This window comes from Nitrospirota bacterium, assembly GCA_040757595.1.
GTDB lineage: Bacteria > Nitrospirota > Nitrospiria > Nitrospirales > Nitrospiraceae > JBFLWP01.
The window spans coordinates 1-1810 of record JBFLWP010000034.1 but is presented as its reverse complement, the minus strand read 5'-3'; the positions used below and the strand labels follow the sequence as shown (position 1 = coordinate 1810).

The window sequence follows — 1810 nt, the reverse complement described above, 5'->3', positions numbered from 1 at the left end:
TGCGCCCAGGACGCCCGCTGACCCTGTGCTCTGTGGGACTGTGACCCTGTGAGGGTTGGATCCGAAATGCCCCCTCACCGTCCCTTCTCCCCCGGCTTCGGGGGAGAGGGCACGGGTGAGGGGCCAGCGCCGGCAGAGCCGGCGCTGGTCACGCGGGCCTACGACCTCCTGCTCTGGTTCGTCAATCATGTCGGCACGTTTCCCCGCTCGCATCGGTTCGTGCCGGGCGGTTCTGCCGCCCCTTCGTAAGGGGAGGCCAGGTGGGGTCGAACTCATGCCCTCCGCGAAGCGAGGCGCGCCGGACTTCCTGCCCCTGAAGCGCCGACTCCGAAGAGCGCACCACCCTGATCCCGGACCGGCCAACCCCTCCCATCCCTCCCCTTGATAAGGGGAGGATAGGTGGGGTAGGGGCCAGTCGCCGGCCCGGGACCGGGCGTTTTTCACTGGTGCATCTGCTCGTGGTTTACGCCGGCGGACACGCGGGCGCATCCTGGGGGGAGCCGGGGGGGCGTGGATCGGGACCGTGTTGGAACAGGAGAAGGGCTGAGGCCATACGCCATGTGGCGGATGGCGGTGGCCGCCCAAAACCGTGTACCTTCTCAAGCTGGAGCCTGGCCTGAGTGTTTCGACAGGCTCGGCACAGGCGTTATCGAAGCCCGCGGTGAGCGCGGTCGAACCAGGGCCGGCCCTGACGCTTGACTGTTCCGGGCTCTCGGCATAGCATAGGGCCGTCTTCATGGCGCGTCGCCGTCTTCACGTTCGTCCGCCCGGCATCATCGTCTGCTCCACCATAGAGTCGTGATTGATCGTTCACTGGAGGCAAAGTAACTCTCCGCGCCCACGTGCTCGAAGGGCGCGGTTCTCGCAGGCGCGGTAGGGAGGGTCTGCCATGACACGCCGCACCCGTTTGGGCCTGCTCCTGTCGGGGCTTGTGCTCCTCATCAGCGTCTCACCCGCCTCGGCCGACACGCGCGGGGTGCGGGTGGACGGGAAAGACGCCGCCCAGTACATCGCCGAGCAGACGGGGAAATCCTGGGCGGTCGTCATCGGGATCGACGAGTACGAGCACGTGCGGCCGCTCAAGTATGCCGTGGCGGACGCCCAGGCGGTCGCGCAGACGCTGCGGCAGCGGGGCTTTCAGGTGACCGAGCTGTACGACAAGCAAGCCACCCGCCGGAATATTCTCGGGGAGTTGGGCGACAAGCTCGTGGACCGGGTGGGCGAGCAGGACCGGGTGCTGATCTTCTACTCCGGTCATGGGGAGACGAAACAGCCCAAGGGCGGGAAGGAGATGGGCTTCCTGCTGCCCGTCGGCGCGGAGGTGGATAAGCTGACGGAGACCGCCATGCCCATGTCCCTGATCCGGGACCTGGCCGAGGCGCTGCCCTCCAAGCACGTGCTGTTCCTGGTGGACGTGTGCTACGGGGGGATCGCCGGGACGCAGTTCAAGAGCGTGCTCAAGTACGACGAAGCGTACCTGCGGGAGATCACGCGGGAGCGCGGGCGGCAGCTCATCACGGCGGGCGGCCCGAAGCAGGAGGCGCTGGAGGGGCCGGAATGGGGCCACAGCGTGTTCACCTACTACCTGCTCGAGGGGCTCAACAAGGGGCTCGCGGATTTGGACGGGGACGGGATCATCCCCGCGAGCGAGCTGCACAAGTACCTGGACCGGCGGGTGTTCGACGCGGCGCAGTCGAAGGGGCACCGGCAGCGGCCGGAGCTGTGGAAGCTGGCGAACGAGCCGGGGGAATTCGTGTTCTTCGCGGCGGCGCGGCCCGCCGCCGTGCGTGCTGAGCCGAGACGACGCCCG

At 67.9% G+C, this 1810-nt stretch carries 2 protein-coding genes; both read left to right on the top strand.

Annotated elements, in window-relative coordinates:
• Positions 1-66 precede the first annotated feature (66 nt).
• Positions 67-249, top strand: coding sequence for a hypothetical protein (locus tag AB1411_16970; protein MEW6545283.1), 183 nt, complete (start codon positions 67-69; stop codon positions 247-249).
• A gap of 640 nt (positions 250-889) precedes the next feature.
• Positions 890-1810: caspase family protein (locus AB1411_16965; GenBank protein ID MEW6545282.1), on the top strand; the 921-nt coding region annotated here is incomplete at its 3' end.

What these genes read in the sequence shown, in the direction of transcription:
- AB1411_16970 (MEW6545283.1), top strand. Translation starts at nt 67, where the DNA reads ATGCCCCCTCACCGTCCCTTCTCCCCCGGCTTCGGGGGAGAGGGCACG.